This is a genomic window from Rhizobium sp. NZLR11 (genome assembly GCF_019685115.1).
In the GTDB taxonomy this organism is placed as follows: domain Bacteria; phylum Pseudomonadota; class Alphaproteobacteria; order Rhizobiales; family Rhizobiaceae; genus Rhizobium.
In genome coordinates this window covers 290,214-313,130 of sequence record NZ_JABDWD010000002.1, presented here as the reverse complement: position 1 = coordinate 313,130, position 22,917 = coordinate 290,214, and the positions used below count along the sequence as shown (strand labels likewise).

General features: G+C 61.2%; 24 protein-coding genes. 21 read left to right on the top strand and 3 right to left on the bottom strand.

The window, feature by feature from the left end; all coding sequences use genetic code 11:
- Positions 1-107: 107 nt before the first annotated feature.
- The 9 genes from HJB83_RS05290 (at position 108) to HJB83_RS05250 (ending at position 8,716) form a co-directional block, all read left to right on the top strand.
- Positions 108-374, top strand: a complete 267-nt coding sequence (locus tag HJB83_RS05290; RefSeq protein ID WP_221131373.1) for an acylphosphatase — start codon at positions 108-110, stop codon at positions 372-374.
- A 151-nt stretch (positions 375-525) separates the two neighbouring features.
- Complete coding sequence (locus HJB83_RS05285) at positions 526-1,179, top strand: Rieske 2Fe-2S domain-containing protein (RefSeq protein WP_207584943.1); 654 nt, start codon at positions 526-528, stop codon at positions 1,177-1,179.
- Positions 1,176-2,021, top strand: coding sequence for an aromatic ring-hydroxylating dioxygenase subunit alpha (locus HJB83_RS05280; RefSeq protein WP_207584944.1), 846 nt, complete (start codon positions 1,176-1,178; stop codon positions 2,019-2,021). The genes HJB83_RS05285 and HJB83_RS05280 overlap by 4 nt, the downstream gene beginning before the upstream one ends.
- Positions 2,018-2,680, top strand: coding sequence for a glutathione S-transferase family protein (locus HJB83_RS05275; protein ID WP_221114936.1), 663 nt, complete (start codon positions 2,018-2,020; stop codon positions 2,678-2,680). The genes HJB83_RS05280 and HJB83_RS05275 overlap by 4 nt, the downstream gene beginning before the upstream one ends.
- Position 2,681: 1 nt before the next feature.
- Complete coding sequence (locus tag HJB83_RS05270) at positions 2,682-4,061, top strand: amidohydrolase (protein WP_207584946.1); 1,380 nt, start codon at positions 2,682-2,684, stop codon at positions 4,059-4,061.
- A gap of 25 nt (positions 4,062-4,086) precedes the next feature.
- Positions 4,087-5,184, top strand: coding sequence for a BMP family ABC transporter substrate-binding protein (locus tag HJB83_RS05265; RefSeq protein WP_221131372.1), 1,098 nt, complete (start codon positions 4,087-4,089; stop codon positions 5,182-5,184).
- Positions 5,185-5,187: 3 nt separating this feature from the next.
- A complete protein-coding gene (locus HJB83_RS05260) occupies positions 5,188-6,708 on the top strand; it encodes an ABC transporter ATP-binding protein (protein ID WP_221131371.1) in 1,521 nt (506 codons plus the stop codon).
- Positions 6,708-7,808 carry an ABC transporter permease gene (locus HJB83_RS05255; protein ID WP_207584949.1) on the top strand — a complete coding sequence of 367 codons (1,101 nt, stop codon included), beginning with the start codon at positions 6,708-6,710 and terminating at the stop codon, positions 7,806-7,808. The genes HJB83_RS05260 and HJB83_RS05255 overlap by 1 nt, the downstream gene beginning before the upstream one ends.
- Positions 7,805-8,716, top strand: a complete 912-nt coding sequence (locus HJB83_RS05250) for an ABC transporter permease (protein ID WP_207584950.1) — start codon at positions 7,805-7,807, stop codon at positions 8,714-8,716. Before HJB83_RS05255 ends, HJB83_RS05250 begins: the two co-directional genes overlap by 4 nt.
- A gap of 26 nt (positions 8,717-8,742) precedes the next feature.
- Here the strand turns inward: HJB83_RS05250 and HJB83_RS05245 are convergent, their stop codons facing one another.
- Entirely contained in the window at positions 8,743-9,276 is a 534-nt protein-coding gene (locus tag HJB83_RS05245; RefSeq protein ID WP_207584951.1) for an NUDIX hydrolase, read from the bottom strand.
- 95 nt (positions 9,277-9,371) lie between these two features.
- Here HJB83_RS05245 and HJB83_RS05240 point away from each other — a divergent pair, with 95 nt between their 5' ends.
- The 5 genes from HJB83_RS05240 to HJB83_RS05220 all read left to right on the top strand — a co-directional run bounded on the left by HJB83_RS05240 (position 9,372) and on the right by HJB83_RS05220 (position 14,565).
- Complete coding sequence (locus HJB83_RS05240) at positions 9,372-10,016, top strand: DUF47 domain-containing protein (RefSeq protein ID WP_207584952.1); 645 nt, start codon at positions 9,372-9,374, stop codon at positions 10,014-10,016.
- Positions 10,016-11,020, top strand: a complete 1,005-nt coding sequence (locus tag HJB83_RS05235) for an inorganic phosphate transporter (RefSeq protein WP_033184194.1) — start codon at positions 10,016-10,018, stop codon at positions 11,018-11,020. Before HJB83_RS05240 ends, HJB83_RS05235 begins: the two co-directional genes overlap by 1 nt.
- Positions 11,021-11,490: 470 nt before the next feature.
- Positions 11,491-12,804 carry a CmpA/NrtA family ABC transporter substrate-binding protein gene (locus tag HJB83_RS05230; protein ID WP_207584954.1) on the top strand — a complete coding sequence of 438 codons (1,314 nt, stop codon included), beginning with the start codon at positions 11,491-11,493 and terminating at the stop codon, positions 12,802-12,804.
- 58 nt (positions 12,805-12,862) lie between these two features.
- Complete coding sequence (gene ntrB, locus HJB83_RS05225) at positions 12,863-13,756, top strand: nitrate ABC transporter permease (RefSeq protein ID WP_207584955.1); 894 nt, start codon at positions 12,863-12,865, stop codon at positions 13,754-13,756.
- Positions 13,757-13,767: 11 nt separating this feature from the next.
- Positions 13,768-14,565 carry an ABC transporter ATP-binding protein gene (locus tag HJB83_RS05220; RefSeq protein ID WP_207584956.1) on the top strand — a complete coding sequence of 266 codons (798 nt, stop codon included), beginning with the start codon at positions 13,768-13,770 and terminating at the stop codon, positions 14,563-14,565.
- Positions 14,566-14,605: 40 nt separating this feature from the next.
- Here HJB83_RS05220 and HJB83_RS05215 read toward each other — a convergent pair whose 3' ends face one another.
- On the bottom strand, positions 14,606-15,280 hold the full coding sequence (locus tag HJB83_RS05215; protein ID WP_207584957.1) for a GntR family transcriptional regulator: 675 nt from the start codon (positions 15,278-15,280) through the stop codon (positions 14,606-14,608).
- Positions 15,281-15,621: 341 nt separating this feature from the next.
- Between HJB83_RS05215 and HJB83_RS05210 the strand changes: the two genes are divergently transcribed.
- The 7 genes from HJB83_RS05210 (at position 15,622) to HJB83_RS05180 (ending at position 22,148) form a co-directional block, all read left to right on the top strand.
- Complete coding sequence (locus tag HJB83_RS05210) at positions 15,622-16,749, top strand: BMP family ABC transporter substrate-binding protein (protein ID WP_221131370.1); 1,128 nt, start codon at positions 15,622-15,624, stop codon at positions 16,747-16,749.
- A 20-nt stretch (positions 16,750-16,769) separates the two neighbouring features.
- Positions 16,770-17,894: an ABC transporter permease gene (locus tag HJB83_RS05205; RefSeq protein ID WP_207584959.1), complete on the top strand. Its 1,125-nt coding sequence runs from the start codon at positions 16,770-16,772 to the stop codon at positions 17,892-17,894.
- Positions 17,894-18,820: an ABC transporter permease gene (locus HJB83_RS05200; protein ID WP_207584960.1), complete on the top strand. Its 927-nt coding sequence runs from the start codon at positions 17,894-17,896 to the stop codon at positions 18,818-18,820. The genes HJB83_RS05205 and HJB83_RS05200 overlap by 1 nt, the downstream gene beginning before the upstream one ends.
- Positions 18,821-18,885: 65 nt before the next feature.
- Positions 18,886-19,587 carry a cysteine hydrolase family protein gene (locus tag HJB83_RS05195; RefSeq protein ID WP_207585174.1) on the top strand — a complete coding sequence of 234 codons (702 nt, stop codon included), beginning with the start codon at positions 18,886-18,888 and terminating at the stop codon, positions 19,585-19,587.
- Positions 19,584-21,134, top strand: coding sequence for an ABC transporter ATP-binding protein (locus tag HJB83_RS05190; protein WP_221131369.1), 1,551 nt, complete (start codon positions 19,584-19,586; stop codon positions 21,132-21,134). Before HJB83_RS05195 ends, HJB83_RS05190 begins: the two co-directional genes overlap by 4 nt.
- Positions 21,134-21,802: a cysteine hydrolase family protein gene (locus HJB83_RS05185; RefSeq protein ID WP_221131368.1), complete on the top strand. Its 669-nt coding sequence runs from the start codon at positions 21,134-21,136 to the stop codon at positions 21,800-21,802. The genes HJB83_RS05190 and HJB83_RS05185 overlap by 1 nt, the downstream gene beginning before the upstream one ends.
- Positions 21,795-22,148 (top strand): cupin domain-containing protein, encoded by a 354-nt coding sequence (locus HJB83_RS05180; protein ID WP_221131367.1) that lies wholly within the window; start codon positions 21,795-21,797, stop codon positions 22,146-22,148. Before HJB83_RS05185 ends, HJB83_RS05180 begins: the two co-directional genes overlap by 8 nt.
- Positions 22,149-22,263: 115 nt before the next feature.
- Here HJB83_RS05180 and HJB83_RS05175 read toward each other — a convergent pair whose 3' ends face one another.
- Positions 22,264-22,848: a cysteine hydrolase family protein gene (locus HJB83_RS05175; protein WP_207584964.1), complete on the bottom strand. Its 585-nt coding sequence runs from the start codon at positions 22,846-22,848 to the stop codon at positions 22,264-22,266.
- Positions 22,849-22,917 lie beyond the last annotated feature (69 nt).

Genomic DNA, 22,917 nt, shown 5'->3' with positions numbered 1-22,917 from the left:
GTCACCGGCCTTTTGCAGAGCAAACTCCGACGGCGTATCCTCGATTCGATGATGACCCTTTCGCAAGTTCATCCAGGCGCTATGGTGCAGGAAAAGCAAGGGCGAGCATGGGACAAGATACAAGCCACCTTCAGGAGCGGATGACGATTGTCGGTGATCTCGAGGCTGCGTCCTTTGTCCCCTGGATCCGGCGCCATGCCGCCAAGCTCGGGCTCTCGCACAGCATATCTCATACAAGTTCGATGCGGATCGAACTCGAGCTTTCAGGACCGGAGGATTTGATCGACATGATGGAGATGGGGTGCTCGCTGGGGCCAATCGACGTATGGGTCGAGAGCATAGAACGCACGGCGATCATCGGAGAAACGGCCTGACACCAGATGCGGTTTTTTGCGATGTGCATATTATTTAATCAATATTGCCAATGCGAAATAACTATGCAAACGTGAGGCCTTGAGCGCAACTGCCTTGAGGCCAAGGTGGAGCGTGCTCTACAAAACATAGTATGGTTCAGGAAGTCTAATCATGCCATCCGATACGACCGGCTTTTGGACGCCAGTCGCCCTTTCCCGGGATCTGCCGGCCGCAACCGTCATGCCGGCCCGGACGGCATCTGGATCGATAGCCCTCTGGCGCAGCGCTTTGGGGCGTATATCGGCATCGGCGGATCGCTGTCCGCACCGCGGCATGCGTTTGTCCCATGGCTTCGTGCGCGGCGAGGCACTTTCCTGCATCTATCACGGCTGGAGCTATGGTCAGGCCGGAAACTGTCTGCGCATTCCCGCCCATCCGGGGCTGGCGCCGCCGGAAACCATCCGTGTCGCCACCCATGACGTCGAGGAAGCGGGCAGCGTGATCTGGGTGGCGGTCGGCACGCCCACTTCGAAGCCGCCGAGGCTTGACGGCCTCATGCCCCTGCGCTCGCTGACGGCGTTTGCCGGCACTGCCGCGATCGAGGCGGCAGCCGGCGTGAAGGCGAACCCTGACGGTCTTATCGAGATCGACGCATCCACGGGCAGCTTCTGTCTGCTATTATCCGCTCAGGAAGATGGGCAGACGCTGATCCATGTGCTGCTGAAGGGTGACGTCGGCCCCGCCGTCGCCATCGGCGCTTCGCGGGCCGCCGAAGGCCTGCGCCGCCGGGCTGAAGGTCTTCAGAAAAAGGAGATCGCGCGGTGAGGATGCAGGCGATGATCGACGAATGGTATCCGGTCGGGCTTTTCAGTCAGCTTGAGAGCCCCGGTCGCAGGACGGCGTTGATGGGCGAGCCGATCGAAGTGGCGAGCGACGCCGATGGCAATGCGCGGGTAACGGCCGGCGACGGCCGTGTTCTGCCGGTGCGCGTACGTTACGGCCATGTTTGGTCTTCCCTCGGCGAGCCGAAGAAGGATATTTTCCCGATCCCCGAGGCCGACCAGCCCGGCCGCCGTTTCGTCGACGTCGGCGTGGTGCGGGTACGCTGCTCGCCCCTGCGCGCCGTCGAGAACTTCCTCGACATTGCCCATTTCCCCTTCGTCCACACCGACATTCTCGGTGCAGAGCCGCACACGGAGGTTCAGAACTACAAGGTCGAGATCCGCGAGGAGGAAGACGAAGTCTGGGCAACGCAGGTGAAGTTTTACCAGCCGCAGGCCTCCAAGTCGGCAAGCGGCGGGATCACCACGGAGTATATGTACCGCGTGCCGGCACCGACCTGTTCCGTGCTCTACAAGACCTGCCCGCCGCGCCCGAGCGAATGGGATGTCATCACGCTCTTCGTGCAGCCGCTGGCCGAGGACCTGTGCGACGTCTGGCCGTGGATGGCGCTCTTCGACGACGAAACTGCGATGACCGACCTCATCCACTTCCAGCAGACGATCTTCCTGCAAGACCGTTCGATCCTCGAAAACCAGATCCCGCGGCTCCTGCCGCTTGATCCCGGTATGGAAATCCCGACGCGGGCCGATCTGACATCGATCGCATACCGGCGTTGGCTCAAGCGTCACAATTATACTTACGGCGCACAGCTGGTGGCGCAATGAGGCTCTACGACTACATTCTTTCCCCCAGCTGCTACAAGGTGCGCCTGATGGCGGCGCTGACCGGCGTGAAGCTGGAACTTCGTCCGGTGGATTTCCATCCCGGCGCCGAGCATCGCGGCCCCGAGCTTCTCACCCTCAATCCGGCAGGCTCCATTCCGATCCTGGAGGATGGTGATCTGATCCTGACCGAGTCGTCGGCGATTCTCGTCTATCTCGCCGCCAAGGCAGCACCCGAATGGCTTGGTAATGGCGCGGCGTGGGAAGCGGCCCAGGTGCAGCAATGGCTGTCGTTCTCCGGCCGGCTGACGGCAAGCCTCGGCGGCGCGCGACTTCATGAGATGCTGCTGCGGCCGGGCGATATCGGCGCGCTGCAGGCCCAGGGTATCGCCGCACTTCGCGAGCTCGAGGCCGGGCTCGTCGAGCAGGGTCTTCGCGGCGTGCGCTTTCTTGCCGCCGACCGGCCGACAATTGCCGACATCGCCTGCTTTCCCTATGTGGCGCTGGCGCCCGATGGGGGCGTGACGCTGGATGCTTATCCCGCCATCCGGCTCTGGTCGCGGGCGCTGCGAGCCCTCGACAAGTTTATCGAAATGCCGGGTATTCACCGGCTGCACGAATTGAAGCCCGAACCTCATATCGAAGAACCGGGCGAGGCGTGACATGACCGGCTATCTCCTGAAGAACTGCGCGGCCGTGATCGTCGACGAGGGCAAGGGGCCGGTCGTCCGTCGCCATGTCGATCTCCTGACCGACGGTTCGGCGATTGTGGCGATCGGCGAAAATCTGGCGGCGGACGCGCTTTTCGCCGGCACGACTGTTCAGGATGCTGCCGGCTGGTTCGTCTATCCCGGCCTCGTCAACACCCATCATCATTTTTTCCAATGCTTCGTGCGCAATCGCGCCGATCTCGACTGGACGAAGCTTTCGGTCATCGAGTGGCTGGACTGGATCTACCCGATCTTTTCGCAGCTCAACGAGGAGTGTTTTTACCACTCCTCCGTCACGGCGATGGCCGAGATGATCAAACATGGCTGTACCACGGCTTTTGACCATCAATACAATTTCCCGCGGCACGCCGGGAAGCGGCTGATCGACCGCCAGTTCGAAGCAGCCGAACTGTTCGGCATGCGCTTCCACGCCGGCCGCGGCGGCAATACCCTGCCGAAGTCGGAGGGCTCGACCATTCCCGACGAGATGCTGGAAACGACCGATGAATTCATCGCCGACTGCGCCCGGCTGATCGACACTTACCACGATGCCAACCCCTTCAGCATGCGCCAGGTCGTGGTGGCGCCCTGCCAGCCGGTGAATTGCTATCGCGAGACCTTTGCGGAATCGGTGGCGCTGGCGCGTGATCGCGGCGTCATGATGCACACCCATGTCGGCGAGGGCGAAAGCCCGGTCATTCATGCTCGCCATGGCATGCGCACGGTCGATTATCTGGAAGAAGTCGGCTTTGCCGGGCCGGACACCTTCTATGCCCATTGCTGGGAGTTGAGCCACGACGAACTCAGGAAGATGGCGGCGAGCCGCACCGGCGTGGCGCACTGCCCGGAGCCGGTCTATCTGGTCGGCGCTGAAGTCACCGACATTCCCGCCATGGCCGCCTTCGGCCTGCGCATCGGCCTTGGTTGCGACGGGGCCGCCTCCAACGACAATTCCAACCTGATGCACTGCCTGCACTCCGCCTATATGCTGCAGTGCCTGGTCTCCTCCAGCCGCGCCCATCCCGTGCCGCCGCCCGTCGATTTCCTCGGCTACGGCACGACAGGCGGTGCGAGCCTGCTCGGCAGGCGCGACATCGGCCGGCTGGCGCCCGGCATGGCAGCCGACCTGTTTGCGATTGACACGCGCCGCATGGATTATGTCGGTACGCGGCACGATCCGTTGAGCCTGATTGCCCGCGTCGGCATCGGCATGGCGACCGACATGACGATGATCAATGGCCGCATCGTCTGGCAGAAGGGGGAATTCCCCGGTCTCGACGAGGCCAAGCTTTCTGCCGACGCCGAGGCTGCACTCGCAGCCGTGAAATTCTAAAAACCAAAAAAGGGAACCCGTGAACATGACCAAATTGACCCGCAGAAACCTGATGACGGCCGCTGCCGCCACCGGCCTTGCCGGCGCGCTCGGCCGCCGTCTTGCCTTCGCCGCCGACCAGCCGCTCGGCATCACGCTCGTCGTCCCTTCGCCGATCGGCGACGTCGGCTGGGGGCACGCCCTGGCCGCCGGTCTCGAGCCGATCAAGGCCGCTTACGGCGACAAGGTGAAGGTCACGGTGCTTGAGAATATCGCCGAAGGCCCGGACGCCGACCGCATCATGACCAAGACCGTCGCCGACGGAAACAAGTTCCTGATTGCCGGCTCCTTCGGCTATCAGAACGGCGCCCTGCAGATCGCCCGCCGTGATCCGAGCGTGACGGTCCTGCATGCCTCCGGCTTCCAGGTTGCTCCGAATTTCTCGCCGTTCGCCGCCAAATATTTCCAGGGCACCTATCTGCTCGGCATGGCCGCGGCGGCGCTTTCCAAGACTGGCAAGCTCGGCTCCGTCTCGGCCTTTGCCATTCCCGAGCTCATTACCTCGATCAACGCCTTTACGCTCGGCGCCCAGGCGGTGAAGCCGGATATCGAAGTCTCCGTCGTCTGGGTCAATTCCTGGTTCGACCCGGCCAAGGAGCAGGAGGCAGCCAAGGCGCTGATCGCGCAGAAGTGCGACGTGATCTTCTCCAATGCACAGGACACGCCATCCGTCATCTCTGCCTGTGAAGACGCCGGCGTCTACGCCTTCAACCTCAACTCCTCGATGAAGAAGTATGCGCCGAAAACCTATCTCGGCTGCATCTCGACGGACTGGTCGCCCTTCTTCAAGGCTTCGGTCGATGCCCATCTCGCCGGTACGTTCAAGGGGGCCAATACGTTCCTCGGCGTCGCCGACAAGGTCGTCGAAGTGGTCGACTGGAACCCCAATATTCCGGCCGACGTAATGACCAAGATCAAAGAGGTCGAGGCAAAGATCGCCGACGGCAGCTTCTCGCCCTTCACCGGGCCGATCACCAAGGCCGACGGCAGCGAAGGTGCCGCCTCGGGCGCAACTATGGCCGACCCCGAGATCATCGCCATGAATTGGCACGTCAAGGGCGTCTCGACGCCGCTGCCGAAATAATTCATGACCACCCCGCTCCTGTCGCTGCGCGGCATTTCGAAAAGCTACGGCCAGATCCATGCCAATCAGGCAATCGATCTGGACGTGGCTCCGCAATCGATCCATGCGATTCTCGGAGAAAACGGGGCGGGAAAATCGACGCTGATGAAGCTGATCTACGGTGTCGAGCAGCCGGACGACGGAGATGTCGTCTGGGAAGGAACACCCTTGCGCCTCGCCTCCCCCGCGGAGGCGAGGCGCAAGGGCATCGGCATGGTCTTCCAGCACTTTTCGCTGTTCGAGACATTGACGGTCATCGAGAATATTCAGCTGGTGGTGCCGGGTCGCAAAGCTGATCTCAAGGAACGTATCCGGACGCTTGGACGGGAGTTCGGCCTCGAAGTCGATCCGCTTGCCCATGTGCATGTGCTGTCCGTCGGCGAGCGGCAACGGGTGGAGATCATCCGAAGCCTGATGACCAATCCGAAGCTGCTGATCCTTGACGAGCCTACCTCCGTCCTGCCGCCGCAACTGGTGGAGAAACTCTTCGACACCCTGCGTCGGCTGCGCGACGGCGGCGTTTCCATCCTGCTGATTTCCCACAAGCTCGAAGAAATTCGGGCGATCTGTGACCGCGCGACGATTCTGCGGAGCGGACGCGTGACCGGAGATATCGACCCGCGCGATCACGACGCCCATGACCTTGCCCGGATGATGATCGGCCGCGATATGCCGGCACCCATCTCGGCGCTGCCGCTGTCTGGCGGGGAAAAGCGGCTGGAGATCATCGGTTTGGACCACCAGCCCGACGATCCCTTTGCGGTGCCGCTCTCCGGCCTCAGTCTCGAAGTGCGTTCCGGCGAAATCCTTGGGATCGCCGGTATTTCGGGCAACGGCCAAAGTGAGCTTGCCGCGCTGATTTCGGGCGAGACCATGCTGGGGCGCGAACAACGCGACCGGATCTACATGATGGGAATGGATGTCGGCAGGCTCGATGCCGCCGCGCGGCGGCAGCTCGGATTTGCCTTCGTTCCGGAAGACCGGCTCGGACGCGGCGCCGTGCCGGAAATGTCGCTCGTCCTCAACAGCTTGCTGACGGCCCATCCACTCAAGCTTTTACGGCGTGGTCTCATCGAAAGGGCACGAGCGATGACATTCACCAAGGATTGTATCCGTCAGTATGATGTCCGCACACCCGGTCCGGATGCGGAAGCCGGCACCCTGTCCGGCGGCAACCTGCAGAAGTTCATCGTTGGCCGCGAAATCATGCTGTCTCCGAAATTGCTTTTCGTGGCGCAGCCGACCTGGGGCGTCGATGTCGGCGCTGCATCCGCCATCCGCAGCCGCCTGGTCGCATTGCGCAATCAGGGCATGGCGATCCTCGTCATTTCCGAGGAACTGGAAGAACTGTTCGAGCTCTGCGATTCCATCCAGGTGCTGCATCACGGCCGGCTCAGCCCGCCGCTCGCAACGCGGGACACGAAGCCCGAGGAGATCGGCCGATACATGATCGGGGCACATACCTCGCCCGAGAAAGTCCAGTGATGAGCGCTTGGTTACCCGCTTCCGTTCCCACCCTGGTCCGCCGGGAGCGTGCATCGCTGGCTGCGGCCCTCTGCGCACCCGTCATCGCGCTCGGGGGGGCGATCGCACTTAATCTTTGCCTTTATGTCTTGATGGGCCGCGACCCCGTCGCGGTCGTCTATGCGATGCTTTTCGAGCCCTTCCTCTCCTGGGCTTCATTTTCGGAAGTGCTCTTAAAGGCTGGGCCCCTCCTCCTCATCGCCCAGGGGCTGGCAATCGGCTTTCGCGCCAAGGTTTTCAATATCGGCGCCGAAGGCCAGTTTATCCTTGGGGCGATCTTCGCCTCCGCCATTCCGGTCTGGTTTCCCCAGGCGACGGGCCAGTGGATCTGGCCGGCGATGCTGCTGCTCGGCGCCATCGGCGGCGCACTCTGGGCTTCTCTTACCGCCTTCTGGCGCGTACGCCTCAACGCCAACGAGATCCTCGTTTCGCTGATGCTGAGCCTCGTTGCCGCGCAACTGTTGAACTATCTGCTGCTCGGCCCCTGGAAGGATCCGAACGGCTTCAATTTCCCGCAGTCGGTGATGTTCCAGTACGATGCGATGGTGCCGACCCTGATTGCCGGTACTCGTGTCAACGTCTCCTTCCTCATCACCCTCGTTTTGTCGGTTGCGGCCTGGGTCTTCATGCAGAAGAGCTTCATCGGCTATAAGCTGCAGGTCGGCGGCCTGGCGCCGAGGGCTGCCGGCTACGCCGGCTTCAGGGAAGGTTGGGCGATCTGGCTTTCGCTGCTGATCGGCGGTTTTGCTGCCGGCCTTGCCGGCGCCGCCGAAGTTGCCGGTCCGCTCGGCCAGCTGCAGCGTTCGGTCGCGAGCGGCTATGGTTATGCGGCCATCATCGTCGCCTATCTCGGCGGCCTGCATCCAATCGGCATCGTGGTCTCGGCGCTGGTCATGGCGGTCATCTATATCGGCGGCGACAATGCCATGGTCTCGGCCGGCCTGCCGATCGCCGCCGTCCGTGTCTTCCAGGGCAGTCTGCTGCTCGCCTACCTGATCGCCGTCGCCTTCGTGCGCTACCGTCTTGAATGGCGCCGCACCGCCCAGCGGAGCCTGCCATGAACGCCATCGAGTTCATTCTTGCCGGCATGCTTGCTGCCGCGACACCGTTTCTTCTGGCAGCACTCGGCGAACTGGTGGCCGAGCGCGCCGGTGTCCTCAACCTCGGGGTCGAGGGATTGATGGCGCTTGGCGCCGTGCTCGCCTTCATCGTCGTTTATCATGGCGGCGGACATTTTCTCGGCTTCATCGCCGCAGGGCTCGGCAGCGCTGCCCTTTCCCTGCTTTTTGCCTTCGTCACGCTCGGGTTCCGGGCAAACCAGGTGGCCGCCGGCCTTGCCATCGGCATCCTTGGCCAGGGCCTCTCGGCGCTTTTCGGCAAGACCTATGAAAGCCTGACGGTCAAAGGTCTTTCAAAGCTTGCTCTTCCAGGGCTGTCGGAACTCCCGGTCATCGGCGGTCTTTTCGTCCAGGACATCGTCGTGTGGATTTCGCTCGCCGCGACCCTCGCTCTCTGGGCCATACTTGCCTACACCAAGCTTGGTCTCATCGTCCGGGCCGTTGGCGAGAACCCGAAGGCCGCCCACGCTATCGGCTATTCGGTCATATCGGTCCGTATCCTCGCCATCGCCTTCGGCGGCGCGATGGCCGGCTTCGCCGGCGCCTACGCGGCGGTCGTCTACACACCACTTTGGGCCGACGGAATGATCGCCGGACGCGGCTGGATCGCCGTCGCTCTGGTCGTCTTCGGGACCTGGCTCACCGGTCGCATCTTCCTCGGCGCCTGCCTCTTCGGTGCGGTCTCGCTGATGGGGCTTGCAGCCCAGGCAAGCGGGCTGGACGTTCCCTCGCAATTGCTCTCGAGCCTGCCTTATCTGGTCACGATCATCGTGCTCGGCATCATCTCCGCCGACCGCCGCCTGCTGAAACTGAACGGCGTCGCTTCACTGGGCGAACCATTCGAGCGATAGAGCATCGTGCGGAAAGGTGTCAGCGGTCAGCCGCGATCGCGTTTCTTGCGACTGCGCACTTCAAATTGGACGAGCAGCGACTTGAGTTCGATCTCGCGAACGCGTCGTGCCGCTTCATCCGGGCTGACCCATTCGAGAATACGCTGATCCCGCTCCTTGAAATCGCCGCTGATTTCCGTGACTTCAATCTGAAACATGTCGACGATACAGGGGGCCACATCGCCATTGTCGAATTCTTTGAGATAGGTATAGCGTCCGACCGGCTTCTTCTTCACCAGCCCGCGCACGCCTGCCTCCTCCCATGCTTCGATTGCTGCTGCTTCGAAAGGCTTTTTCCCCTTCATCGGCCACCCTTTCGGGATGACCCAGCGTGCGCTCTCGCGCGATGTGATCACCAGGATTTCGACCTCGGATCCGGCATTGCAATGGCGGAAGCAAATAGCGCCATATTGTTGGCGGAATGCGCCGGCGAACAGCGTTTCAGGAACAGCAGCGAGCTGCCGCAGTAGTGGCTGGGTTTTGTCCAGTCTAGGCTTCCTGCCTTTTTTGCTAGGCGTCATAGCGATGGAGTAGCCGATTTGCTTGTTGCTTCAATTGCCTGAGCGTGTTTATGACACATTTATGACAGTCGGCCGCACGAGGAAGGTTCGCAGGCATGATGAGCATTTTTCGCAAGCTGATGCCACGGGAAGACAGATTCTTTGAAATGTTTTCCAAGCATTCGAAGACCGTCGTTGCCGCGGCGCACGCCCTCGATCAACTCCTGAAGGGCAATGACGTTCAGAAAAACTGTGAACGTATCGTCACATTGGAAAACGAGGCCGACGACGTCACGCGTGAGGTTCTTCTTGCCGTTCGGCGAAGCTTCATCACGCCCTTCGACCGGGGGGACATCAAAGACCTTATTCAGTCGATGGATGATGCGATCGACATGATGCACAAAACTGTCAAGACGATCCGCTTGTTCGAGCAATCCTGCTTCGATCCGCTCATGCAGCAGATGGGCAGTGAAATCGTCAAGGCGGCAAACCTTGTCGCCGAAGCGATACCCCTCCTCGACAAATTGGGAGCCAATGCGCAACGTCTCGCAGCCATCGCGGAGGAGGTCACCCGAGTGGAGGGACGTTCCGATGAGCTCCACGACCAGGGCTTGAAGGAGCTGTTTGTGCGTTATGGCGCCAGCGGCAATGCGATGGCCTACATGATCGGAAGCGAAATCTACGGAGAGCTGGAGAAAGTCGTCGACCGCTTCGAGGATGTCGCCAACGAGATCAGCGGCATTCTTATCGAGAACGTCTGATGGATGCCTCCCTCGCTTTGCCGCTGCTCGTCGGCCTGGTCGTTGTCGCCCTGTTCTTCGACTTTCTCAACGGTCTGCATGATGCGGCCAATTCGATCGCCACGATCGTCTCGACCCGCGTCCTGCGGCCACAATATGCGGTCGCCTGGGCGGCGTTCTTCAATTTCATCGCATTCCTGTTCTTCGGTCTGCATGTGGCCGAAACGCTGGGAACCGGCATCATCGATCCTGCGATCGTTTCGCCTCAAGTGATCTTCGCCGCACTGATGGGCGCTATCATTTGGAATATTCTCACCTGGATTTTCGGGATTCCGTCCAGTTCGTCGCATGCGCTTGTCGGTGGGCTGGTGGGGGCCGGCCTGGCAAAGGTGGGTTTCAGTTCGATCGTCTGGAACGGCCTCCTAAAGACCGTCGGTGCCATTTTCCTTTCGCCAGCCATCGGCTTCCTGCTCGCCCTCGTGCTGGTGCTCGCCGTCTCCTGGTTATTCGTCCGGCAAACGCCGTTTGCGGTGGATCGGACATTTCGCGTCATGCAATTTGTGTCCGCTTCGCTCTACTCGCTTGGCCACGGCGGGAACGATGCGCAGAAGACGATGGGCATCATTGCGGTACTCTTGTTCAGCCAAGGATATCTTGGCCCGACATTCTACGTGCCTTTCTGGGTGGTCATTTCCTGCCAGTCGGCAATGGCTCTCGGTACGCTCTTTGGCGGATGGCGGATCGTTCATACCATGGGGTCGAAGATCACTCGGCTCAACCCCATGCAAGGTTTCTGCGCAGAGACGGGCGGAGCGTTGACACTCTTCGGAGCGACGTGGCTCGGTATTCCCGTTTCGACGACGCATACCATCACTGGAGCAATCGTTGGAGTGGGCGCGGCTCGTCGTGTTTCAGCCGTGCGCTGGGGATTGGCCGGCAACATCGTGATAGCCTGGATCGTAACGATGCCGGCGGCTGCGGCAATATCCGCAGCGTTCTACGGCCTCGTATCTTTGCTGCAATGAAATGAGGTGACGGCGAGGCAATCACCTCGCATTGACCCTCCCCTCTTGAGCTTTGCCAGTGGCAATACCGACGCATAGGGCGGGCAGAATCCATTCCCCCGTCCTCGTCATCGCGACTTCCATATTGCGTGCACTGCACAAATAGAGCGCTCCCATGGCTGCGGCCACAGCAGTAATCGCACAAAACGGAAGCAGAAAATAACAAAGCCCAAAAAATAGGCATTTATCAATTCTTCGCATTTCTCCTTTTGCTTCATGCCGTTACCAACTCTTCTTGAAATTGGCACGCTGCTTGCAACTCCTGAGACGCACCGGTCAACGGCGACCGGTGCGGATAGGCGCGGCATAAGCGCCTACATCAGACACCGACGTCGCAAGGTCTTTGCTCTCCGGGATGCTCCCATCCCCTGGACGCAATTTCCAGCGGCGTTTTTTTGTGTCCAAATTCAGCCAGCAGAGGGAACCTGCGCATGACAACGAATTTGAAGACTGGGATTTCGACAATAGGCATAACCCGCCGCAGCATGCTCAAGACGACCGCAGCGGCTGCCCTCATCGGCGCCGTCAAAACTGCCTTTCCGTCCGGCGCCTTCGCAGCCGGAGCAGGCCCTGAAGTGAAAGGCGTCAAGCTCGGCTTTATCGCTCTCACGGATTCCGCGCCGCTGATCATCGCTAGAGAGAAGGGCTTTTTCGACAAGCATGGCCTTCCGGAAACGGATGTGGCCAAACAGGCATCCTGGGGCGCGACCCGCGACAATCTCGTGCTGGGCGGCGCAGCAAACGGTATCGACGGTGCCCATATCCTCTCGCCGCTGCCCTATCTCATGCATACCGGCAAGGTGACGCAGAACAATAAGCCGGTGCCGATGGCGATCCTCGCCCGCCTCAACCTCGACAGCCAGGGCATTTCCGTCGCCAAGGAATATGCCGAAACCGGCGTGCAGCTCGATGCCTCGAAGCTGAAGGCCGCGTTCGAGAAAAAGAAGGCAGAAGGCAAGGAGATCAAGGCCGCCATGACCTTCCCGGGCGGCACACACGACCTCTGGATACGCTATTGGCTCGCCGCCGGCGGCATCGATCCAAACAAGGACGTTTCGACCATCGTCGTGCCGCCGCCGCAGATGGTTGCCAATATGAAGGTCGGCAACATGGACGTCTTCTGTGTGGGCGAACCGTGGAACGAGCAGCTCGTCAACCAAGGCATCGGCTTCACCGCGGCTACCACCGGCGAGCTCTGGAAGGGTCATCCCGAAAAGGCGCTGGGGCTCCGCGCCGAATGGATCGAAAAGAATCCCAATGCGGCCAAGGCCTTGCTGATGGCTGTCATGGAGGCCCAGCAGTGGTGCGAGAGCATGGATAACAAGGCGGAGATGGCGGACATTCTCGGCAAGCGCCAATGGTTCAACGTTCCGACGAAGGACGTGCTCGGCCGCCTCAAGGGAGACATCAATTATGGCAACGGCCGCGAGGTTAAGGCCACCGACCTCTACATGAAGTTCTGGAAAGACGGCGCCTCCTATCCGTTCAAGAGCCACGATACCTGGTTCATGACGGAAAACATCCGCTGGGGAAATCTGCCGGCGAGTACCGACATCAAGGCGCTGGTCAACCAGGTGAACCGTGAAGATATCTGGCGCGAGGCCGCCAAGGATCTCGGTGTCGCGGCGGCCGATATTCCCGCCTCGTCTTCCCGTGGCAAGGAGACCTTCTTCGACGGCAAGATCTTCGACCCTGAAAATCCTTCCGCCTATCTCGACAGCCTTTCGATCAAGGTTGTCTCCTAACCCCGCCTCCGGCGCGCCACGGGCGCGCCGGCCTTTCGTTCATGTGAGGAGCGCGTCGATGTCCGCCCTGGCAAATAAAGCAAATCCCTCCACTGCCGTCTCTGCCAAGCCGGCGGCAAAAATTCTGCCATTATCCGGCAAGCAAAGATCACGGATCGATTTTCGTCATGCGGCAACCGCCACGTTTCGCAACGTCGTTCCGCCAGCCGTGGTGCTGGCACTCATCCTGCTCTTCTGGCAGGCGCTCTGTTCATCGCCGGATGCGTCCTTGCCCTCGCCGCATCGGGTCTGGCAGGAGAGCTACGACCTGATCGCCTATCCGTTCTTCAACAACGGCTCCCAGGATATCGGGCTTGGCTGGCGCGTGCTCGTTTCGCTGCAACGCGTGCTCTATGGTTTTGGCTTGGCCTCCGTCACCGGCGTTATCGTCGGAGCGATCATCGGCCAATCGGTCTGGGCAATGCGCGGTCTCGATCCGATCTTCCAGGTGTTGCGAACGGTTCCGCCGCTCGCCTGGTTGCCGCTATCGCTCGCAGCCTTCCAGGATTCCAACCCTTCCGCGATTTTCGTCATCTTCATCACCTCGATCTGGCCGGTGATTATCAACACCGCCGTCGGCGTACGTAATATCCCGCAGGACTACCGCAACGTTGCCGAGGTGCTGCGGCTCAATCAGTTCGAGTTTTTCTGGAAGATCATGCTGCCATCGGCGGCCCCCTACATCTTCACCGGCCTGAGGATCGGAGTCGGCCTCTCTTGGCTCGCCATCGTCGCGGCCGAAATGCTGACCGGCGGCGTCGGCATCGGTTTCTTCATCTGGGACGCATGGAATTCGTCGCGCCTGCCGGACATCATCGTCGCGCTCGCCTATATCGGTATCGTCGGCTTCGCACTCGACAAGCTGGTGGCTGCGCTCGGCAAACTCATCACGCGCGGCGCCACCGCCAACTAAGGTACGTCCCGATGAATGCCTATCTGAAGCTCGATCATATCGACAAACATTTCGATCGCAGCGGCGTGCGCGCCGAGGTTTTGAAAGACATCAACCTGACGATCTCCGCGGGCGAATTCGTCTCGATCATCGGCCATTCGGGCTGTGGCAAATCCACTCTGCTCAACCTCATTGCCGGCCTGACCCCGGTTTCCGCCGGCGCCGTGCTCCTCGAAAATCGTGAGGTCAACGGACCCGGTCCCGAACGCGCCGTCGTTTTCCAGAACCACTCCCTGCTGCCTTGGCTGACGGTTTACGAGAACGTCAATCTGGCCGTCTCCAAGCTCTTCAACCGAACGAAGACCAAGGCCGAGCGGCATGACTGGGTCATGGCCAACCTCGACCTTGTGCAAATGGCGCATGCGAGGGATAAGCGGCCTTCGGAAATTTCCGGTGGCATGAAACAGCGCGTCGGCATTGCCCGCGCGCTTTCGATGGAGCCGAAGATCTTGCTGCTCGACGAGCCTTTCGGTGCGCTGGATGCGCTGACCCGCGCCCATCTTCAGGACGCAGTGATGGAAATCCACGCCCGGCTCGGCAACACGATGGTGATGATCACCCATGACGTCGATGAGGCGGTGCTGCTCTCCGACCGCATCGTGATGATGACCAACGGCCCGGCGGCCCGCATAGGCGAAGTGCTCGATGTGACCATGTCTCGTCCCCGCAATCGCATCGAACTCGCCTCCGACCGGACATATCTCAAATGCCGGGAGGCCGTGCTGAAGTTCCTTTACGAACGCCACCGCTTCATCGAAGTCGCGGAGTAGAGACCGGAAACAACGGCGTGATTGACCGGTCGCAGCCTGCTTACTCCTCGGCCGTTGCAAATACCGCGCTGGCATCGCTGACAATTTCCACGTGGGAATATGCCGCCTGCCCCGCGGCGGCTGCGTCCGCGCGCATGATTGCAGTCACGATCCGGCCGTGCTCTTCATAGGATTTCGCCAGACGTCCGGGCAGACGGAACTGCGCCCGCCGAAAAGCCGCGAGCCGCGCCCGCGTCTGAGTCACCATCTCGAAGACATGATCGTTATGCGCGCCGCGATAAAGCCGGGTGTGAAATTCGGTGTTGTGAGCCGAATATTCCTCTTCCGCGCCGGCATGCACGAGCTTCACCGATCCCCGATGATCCAGTTCCAGCGCCCGCCGCTCATCGACCGTCATACGCTCGGCCGAGAGCCTGGCACAGATCGCTTCGAGTTCCGCCATCGCCTCGAACATCGAATGCAGATAAGCCTCGGTGACATTGGTAACGACGGCACTGCGGTTTGGTTCGCGCGCAACCAATCCCATGGCGCTGAGCTCACGCAAGGCTTCTCTGACCGGTGTGCGCGAAACGTCGAAACGAACCGCGAGCGACACCTCGTCCAGCTTTCCGCCCGGCAGGATTTCGCCTGTGACGATCATGTCGGAGATCGCCCTCACCATCTGTTCGACGGTGGTTCCGGTGCGGATGATTTCTCTGCGTTTGGCCTGCTTCACGATACGAATCTGCTCACGTCAACACTCTGCATACAGATGCCGCTCAGCACGCCATAAGTCAAACTACGTGGCGAAGATATTGTTAGATTTTCACTTTCCGATGCAAGGCACAGTCCGCAACAGCTTGTCGACTCGCTGACTGCGCACCTAGATTGAGCAAAAAACAGTTCATGATTATTTTTTATGCGTTACTGCGGTCAATCTGCATGCACTTTAAACAATACAGGCTGCTACTCCAAAAATAATATATAAAAAACAATAAATTGGGTTCTGGCATGAGCATTGCATGCACTTTACTGTCCTGTTTCGCAAACCGGCCCAGCGCCGCAAGGAGCATTCCAATGACCAAACTCCTTTCCATGAACCGCCGCAATTTCCTGCAGGCTTCCGCTGCCGGAGCGCTGGCCAGCGCCATACCGGGCCTGATCGGCTCCTCCGCAGCGGCCCAAACCGCGCTGACCATCGGCTTCATCTATGTCGGCCCCAAGGACGACTACGGCTACAACCAGGCGCATGCGGAAGGCGCCGCCGTGGTCAAGGCGCTGCCGGGCGTGACGCTGGTCGAAGAAGAGAACGTTCCGGAGACCGTCGATGTTCAGAAGACCATGGAGTCGATGATCAATCTCGACGGTGCGACCCTGCTGTTTCCGACCTCCTTCGGCTATTTCGACCCACACATGCTGGCCATGGCCGCTAAACATCCCGACGTTCAGTTCCGCCATTGCGGCGGCCTCTGGCAGGAAGGCAAGCACCCGGCCAATACGGGCTCCTATTTCGGCTATATCTTCCAGGGCCAGTATCTGAACGGCATCGTCGCCGGCCATGCGACGAAGAGCAAGAAGATCGGCTTTGTCGCCGCCAAGCCGATCCCGCAGGTTCTGCAGAACATCAACGCCTTCCTGCTCGGCGCGCGCGCAGTCGACCCTGCTATCACCTGCCAGGTAATCTTCACCGGCGAGTGGTCGCTCGCCGTCAAGGAGGCCGAAGCCACCAACGCCTTGGTCGACCAAGGCGCCGACGTCATCACCTGCCACGTCGATAGCCCGAAAGTGGTTGTCGAGACGGCCGCGGGCCGCGGCGCCTTCGTCTGCGGCTATCACGCCAACCAGAGCCCGCTCGCTCCCGAAAAGTACCTCACGGGCGCCGAATGGGCCTGGGGCAACGTCTATGGCGACTTCGTCAAGAAGGCGCAGGCCGGCGAAAAGCTCGGCAATTTCGTGCGCGGCGGCCTGAAGGACGGCTTCGTCAAGATGAGCGCGCTCGGCCCCGGCGTGTCCGCAGAGGGCCGCAAGGCCTTCGAAGCCACGCAGGCGGACATGATGAAGGGCGGCTTCTCGGTTTTCAAGGGACCGTTGAAGGACAACAAGGGCGACACCGCCGTGGCTGCAGACAAGAGCTACGCTGAAGACGCGATCGAGCTCGAAAGCATGAATTATCTGGTCGAGGGCGTCGTCGGGTCCACATCGTAAACCGCGAAGGGAGAAGCGCCATGACCATCGAGGCCAATCCTGCAATATCGATCGCGGGAAAACCGGCTTCGCTGCGCCCGGTCCTCGAATGGACCGCGCGGCGAGCCGAGCCGATCGTCATCGGCCTCGCGGCCATCCTGATCGGTCTTGCGCTTTTCTCCCTCTTCATCCTGGCGGTCGGCAAGTCGCCGGCCACCCTCTTCCAACTGATGTACACCGGCGGCTTCGGCAGCTGGTTTTCGGTGCAAAACAGCCTAAGCCGTGCCGCACCCCTTCTCCTGACGGCACTCTGCGTCGCCCTGCCCGCCCGTCTCGGCCTCGTCATCATCGGCGGGGAAGGAGCGGTTGTGTTGGGCGGCGTTGCTGCCGCAGCCATGGCTCTGCCGCTCGCCGGCACCGCGCCGGTCTTCCTCACCCTCGTTCTGATGGCGATGGCGGCCATGGTGGTCGGCGGCATCTGGATCGGCCTCGCCGGGTTCCTGCGCCACTACCGCGGCGTCAACGAAACCATATCGTCGCTGCTGCTCTCCTATATCGCCATTGCCCTGATGAACCAGTTCGTCGAAGGGGTGCTCCGCGATCCGGCAAGCCTCAACAAGCCGTCGACCAGGCCGCTGCCGGCGGAATACATGCTCGGCAATATACCCGGCATGGACGTGCATTGGGGTCTTGTCATCGGCATCCTCGCCTGCATGGTCTCGTGGATCGTGATCGAGGCGACGAGCTACGGTTTTGCCGCCCGCATCGCCGGCGGCAACGTGCGAGCCGCCCAGATCCAGGGGCTGCCGGTCGGCAAGCTGATCGCGGGATTTACCGCACTTGCCGGCAGCTTTGCCGGTCTGGCGGGCATGATCGAAGTGGCGGCGGTGCAGGGAAGTGCCAATGCTTCGCTTGCGGCGGGCTACGGTTATACCGGCATCCTCGTCGCCTTCCTCGCCAGGCACAATCCGCTGGCGATCATTCCAGTGGCGATCCTGCTCGGCGGCATCGAAGCCTCGGGCGGCCTCATCCAGCGGCGCATGGGCCTGCCGGATGCGACCGTTCTGGTGCTGCAGGGAACGCTCTTCATCGTTATTCTTTTCTGCGAGACATTCTACGGCCGCTTTAAGATCTTCAATCCCGATCTCTGGAAAAGGAGCCTCTGATGGAAGAGACAGGCATCGGCATCTGGGGCGTGCCGCTGGCGATCTTTGCAGGCGCCATCCGCGTTTCCACCCCGTTCATCTTCGTTAGCCTCGGCGAGACGATCACCGAACGCTCCGGCCGCATCAATCTCGGCCTGGAAGGCACGCTGGTCTTCGGCGCCATGACGGCTTATGCGGTGGCCGTCATGACTGGCTCACCGACCCTCGGCGTGGTGGCCGCGATGATGGCCGGCGCGATCTTCGGCGTCATCCACGGCTGGATCTGCAAATTCCCCAAGGTCAATGACATCGCCATCGGCATTGCCATGATGCAGTTCGGTCTCGGCATGGCGTTCTTCCTCGGCAAATCCTTCATTCAACCCGTGGCGCCGAAACTGCCCTCGATCGCGCTCGGAGGCTGGTCGAGCATGCCGCAGCTACAGGCGGCGCTCAATATCAACGTGCTGTTCTTCATCGGCGCCGCACTTGCTCTCTTCCTGTTCTGGGCCTTCAAGAACACCCGCATCGGTCTGATCCTGCGCGTCGTCGGCGATAGCACCGACGCGGCCCGGGCCATGGGCATCGACCCTGACCGGGTTCGCCTGCTGGCGACGGCCGCGGGCGGCTCGCTGGCGGCGATCGGCGGCGCCTACCTTTCGCTCTATTATCCGGGCTCGTGGAACGAAGGCATCTCGTCGGGTCAGGGCCTGATGGCCGTGGCCCTAGTGATCTTCGCGCGCTGGAACCCAATCGGCTGCTTCCTCGCCGCCCTGCTTTTCGGCGGTGCCGGCGCGCTCGGCCCGGCGCTGCAATCGGTCGGCGTCACACAAGGCTACTACCTCTTCTACGCTGCCCCTTATGTCCTCACCCTCATCATCCTGATTGCCACCTCCTCGCCCACCCGCTCGCTCGCCGGTGCGCCGGGCGCGCTGTCGCTGACGAAATAACGGAGCCTTGTGATGAACGGACTTGGCGGTCTCAACAAATCTGCCGCGGAATAGGAGAGAGAATGATGGACGCGATGGTCGAAACCAAAGGGCGTTTTATCGACGCCGATCCGTATCCGTGGCCCTATAACGGCGCTCTCAGGCCTGATAACACCGCCCTCATCATCATCGACATGCAGACGGATTTCTGTGGCAAAGGCGGCTATGTCGACCACATGGGCTACGACCTGTCGCTGGTGCAGGCGCCGATCGAACCCATCAAACGCGTGCTTGCCGCCATGCGGGCCAAGGGCTACCACATCATCCATACGCGCGAGGGCCATCGCCCCGACCTCGCCGATCTGCCGGCCAACAAACGCTGGCGCTCGCGGCGGATCGGCGCCGGCATAGGGGATCCCGGCCCCTGCGGCCGCATCCTGACGCGTGGCGAACCCGGCTGGGACATCATCCCCGAACTCTACCCGACCGAAGGCGAGACAATCATCGACAAGCCCGGCAAGGGTTCGTTCTGCGCCACCGATCTTGAGCTCATCCTCAACCAGAAGCGCATCGAGAACATCATCCTCACGGGAATCACCACCGATGTCTGCGTCTCGACGACGATGCGCGAGGCGAACGACCGCGGCTACGAATGCCTGCTGCTGGAGGACTGCTGTGGGGCGACGGACTATGGAAACCACCTCGCCGCCATCAAGATGGTGAAGATGCAGGGCGGCGTCTTCGGCTCGGTCTCCAATTCCGAAACCTTTGTGAGCCAGCTGTCATGAGCACCGTTCGCGACACGCCCCTTCCCAAGGCCGGCAAGGCGATCGGTATCGATACGCTCGGCATGACCATGCGCTTCGGCAGCTTTACCGCGCTCGACAACGTCTCGATCGCCGTTCCGGCCGGCTCTTTTCACGCGCTTCTCGGCGAAAACGGCGCCGGCAAGTCGACGCTTGTCAAATGCATCATGGGCTTCTATCACGCCACGTCAGGCTCGCTGTCGGTCGACGGCCGCGAGGTAGCGATCGGCTCACCCAAGGATGCCGCGACCTACGGGCTCGGTATGGTCTACCAGCATTTCACCTTGGTTCCCTCTCTGACCGGCGCGGAAAACCTGGTCATCAGCCGTGCCGAAGTACCTGCGGTGATCAACTGGGCCGGGGAACGCAAGGATCTGGCGGGTTTCATGGAGCGCATGCCGTTCAAGATCCCGCTCGACAGGCCGGTGAGCCAGCTTGCCGCCGGCGAAAAACAGAAGCTCGAAATCGTCAAGCAGCTCTACCTCGGCCGCTCCTTCCTCGTTCTCGACGAGCCGACCTCGGTGCTGACGCCGGCGGAGGCAGACGAGATGCTCGGCATCGTGCGCGGGATGACCGAGCGCGGCGAACTCACCGTGCTGATGATTTCTCACAAATTCCACGAAGTGACGAAATTCGCCGATGCCGTCTCGATCCTGCGGCGCGGCAAACTGGTCGGTGCCGGCAACGTCGGTGAGCTCTCCACATCAGATATGGCGGCGATGATGATCGGCGACGTCAAGCTCGCCGAACTCGACAGCCGCCTGCCGGTGGCGGAAGCGGCAAGGCCGGTGCTGTCCGTAAGCCGGGTGAAAGCCCCGGATCGTTCCGGCCTGAAAACGATCGAAATCGACGAGCTTACGGTGCGCTCCGGCGAGATCGTCGGCATCGCCGGCATATCGGGCAATGGCCAGAAGGAACTGACGGAAATCCTCGCCGGCCAGCGCCCGACCGATAGCGGCCAGGTCATGGTCAATGGCGAGGCTTACGGCGCAACCCGCGACGAGACCCGCAAGAACAGGGTGCGTTTTATCCCCGAGGAGCCGTTGCAGAATGCCTGCGCGCCGAAGATGACGGTGAGCGAGAACCTTGCGTTCCGCACCTTCGACTTGAAGCCGGACGGCAAGGACGCGATCTGGTTGAACAGGGCCAGCATGAAGAAGCGTGCGTCGGCGCTGATCTCCGACTTCAAGGTCAGGACCGCCTCTTCCTCCTCGCCGATTGCAGCGCTTTCAGGCGGCAACGTGCAGCGGGCGGTGCTCGCCCGCGAGCTGACCGGCGACGTCGATCTGCTCATCGTCTCCAACCCGTGTTTCGGTCTCGATTTCTCGGCCGTTGCCGAAATCCGCGCCCGCATCATGAAGGCGCGCAATTTGGGTGCTGCCGTGCTGCTGCTCTCCGAAGACCTCGACGAACTGCTCGAAATGTCCGATCGCATCATGGTCATTTCGGAAGGCAGGCTGGTTTACGAGACACCGGCGCGTTCGGCCGATATCGGCGTGATCGGCGCCCACATGGCGGGGCATCACTGATGGTGGGGATTAAAGCCGAACCTTTCGCTTTTCCGGTGAGGCACGATGAACTCGCCCTTATCGTCATCGACATGCAGCGCGATTTCGCCGAAGCCGGCGGCTTCGGTGCAAGCCTTGGTAACGATGTCAGCCGCATCACCCGCATCGTGCCTGATGTCAAACGCCTCATCCAGGGCTTCCGCAATGCCGGCCTGCCTGTGATCCATACGATGGAGTGCCACCGGCCGGACCTGTCCGACCTGCCGCCGGCGAAACGCGACCGCGGCAATCCTTCGCTCAGGATCGGCGACGAAGGCCCGATGGGCCGCATCCTGATCTCAGGCGAACCCGGCACGGCGATTCTTCCGGAACTTGCTCCTGTGAAGGGGGAAATCATCATCGAAAAACCCGGCAAGGGCGCCTTCTACGCTACCGAGCTTGGCGCCATGTTGCAGCAGAAGGGTATCAGTCAGCTCGTCTTTGCCGGCGTCACCACCGAAGTCTGCGTGCAGACGACCATGCGCGAAGCAAACGACCGCGGCTATGAATGCCTGCTCGCCGAGGAGGCGACGGAAAGCTATTTCCCCGAATTCAAAGCCGCAGCCATCGCCATGATCCGCGCCCAGGGTGCTATCGTCGGCTGGACCGCCCATGTCGACGACATTCTGGAAAGCATTGCCAATGCCTGAAACGACCCGCGAACTGCTGACATCAGGCGGCTGGAAGGAAGTGGAATTCGTCCCTTTCCGCGAGAATGTCACCATTCACTGGATCCGCCCCTTCGAGGGCGACCAGCCGGGCGTGGCGCTGTTGAAATATGAGCCCGGCGCCTCCGTTCCCCGCCATCTCCACGAGGGGCTCGAGACCATCCTGGTGCTCGATGGTGTTCAATCCGACGAGACGGGCGATTACATCGGCGGCAGTTATATCGTCAATGCACCCGGCAGCGAGCATTCGGTCTGGAGCGATACCGGCTGTGTCGTGCTGATCCAGTGGGACCGGCCGGTGAAGATACTCGAAGAGGAAATCGCATGATTCCGTTCTTCGCCGCTGCATGGCAACGACAGCAGCGTCGAGCTAATTGAAGCGGTCTCACCCACTGGGGCGATTTCCATCAGGCAAGCGGCGTGACGCTGGGTGCGACGCGCTTTTAAGCAACGCCTCTCAAAAACTCCTCGGTCTCCATGAGTTCAAGCTGCACGGAAAACCGATCGTGCAGGAGTTCCAGTGAGGCGTCATGCGTATCGTCGGCGCCACTGCAGACGGCATCCTTCAGCACGATGACTCGATAGGCGAGATCGATGGCGCCGAGTGTCGTGGCAAGCACGCAGACGTCCGTTTCACCGCCGGTGATGACGAGGGTATCGACCCGCTCCGACTGAAGGATCGGATGAAGACGCCCGTCGATCCAAGGGGAATAGGTGCGTTTGTCGAAGTGCCTTGCCGGCGGAACCAGCGACGCCAGCGATGAGGCGAGATCGATGAAGCTGCGGGGAAGATGTTCGCCCGTCATCATCCACCATTTCTGGTAATAATCCCTCCATTTTCCCGTCATGTCGTCGGCATGTGCGGGTGGCACGAAACGGGTAAAGATCGTTCGGGAAGGGTGCCGCCCGGCCAGCTCTTCGATCTGGGGAGAGACCCGTGCCATCCAGGGAACGTGCCACGGCGTGTCCTCGGCAAACATCCGCTGCATGTCGACACAAAGATGCCGCCACTCCCCGACCTCGCCCATCACATCCTCCATTCGGTTTTCAGGCGTCAACCGCCGCGCTGGGCGAAAGTTCCTCTAACCAGCGGAAGA